We start from the raw sequence: 856 nt of genomic DNA, 5'->3' as shown, positions 1-856 counted from the left end.
GGCTTGGTCGCGGAGGTGCTGGTGCGGTCCAGGGGACGGGCGTGATCCGGAGGGCGGGTGTGGTCCGGAGGGCGGGCACGGTCCGGAGGGCGGGCTTGGTCGCGGAGGTGCTGGTGCGGTCCAGGGGACGGGCGTGATCCGGAGGGCTGGCGTGACCCGGAGGGCGGGCTTGGTCGCGGCGGGCTGCCACAGGTCAGAGGACGGCGTGATCCGGAGGACCGGTCTGATCAAGTAGCTCTTCCCTCCCACAGGAGGAGAATCGTGCGTATCAGCCGTCCATCGCCGGATCAGGAAAGGTGGCGATCGCCGTGGCTGAACACCCGCACGCCATGCTCGTCCGCAAGGGCTACGAGGCCTTCCAGCGCGGGGACATGGACACTCTGCGTTCGATGATGACCGGGGACTGCACCCACCACGTACCCGGTTCGCACCCGCTCTCGGGGGACTACAAGGGAGTCGACTCGATCTTCGACGGGTACTACGGCCGGCTCTACTCGGAGACGGACGGGTCGTTCCGTGTCGAGTTGCTCAACGTGTTCGTCGATGGCCGCGGGCACGCCGTCTCCGTGCACCGCTTCACCGCCGACCGGGGCGACAAGCACATCGACGAACGCGGGGGCATCGTCTTCCGGATCGTCGGGGACAAGATGACCGACCTCGACGAGTGCGTCGAAGACATGGAGAAGGGCGACGCGTTCTGGTCGTGACTGCCTGTCGGCCGCGCGGGCATGCCATGCCGAAGGCCCCGCCGCCGCCCTGGGGGCGGATTCTAGGGATCGTCGCAACACGTGATTGGTTGTGTCAGACGGCGAGCAGTTTATGCAGGCGCTCGGCTGGGGTTTCCCAGCCGAGCGTC

At 67.8% G+C, this 856-nt stretch carries 1 protein-coding gene; it reads left to right on the top strand.

Going from position 1 to position 856, the window contains the following annotated elements; translation table 11 throughout:
• Nucleotides 1-308 precede the first annotated feature (308 nt).
• Nucleotides 309-707: a nuclear transport factor 2 family protein gene (locus ACZ5XS_RS29965; RefSeq protein ID WP_468656527.1), complete on the top strand. Its 399-nt coding sequence runs from the start codon at nucleotides 309-311 to the stop codon at nucleotides 705-707.
• Nucleotides 708-856 lie beyond the last annotated feature (149 nt).

It is taken from the genome of Streptomyces sp. NPDC033131, assembly GCF_055578365.1.
This window is presented reverse-complemented; position numbering and strand designations above follow the sequence as displayed.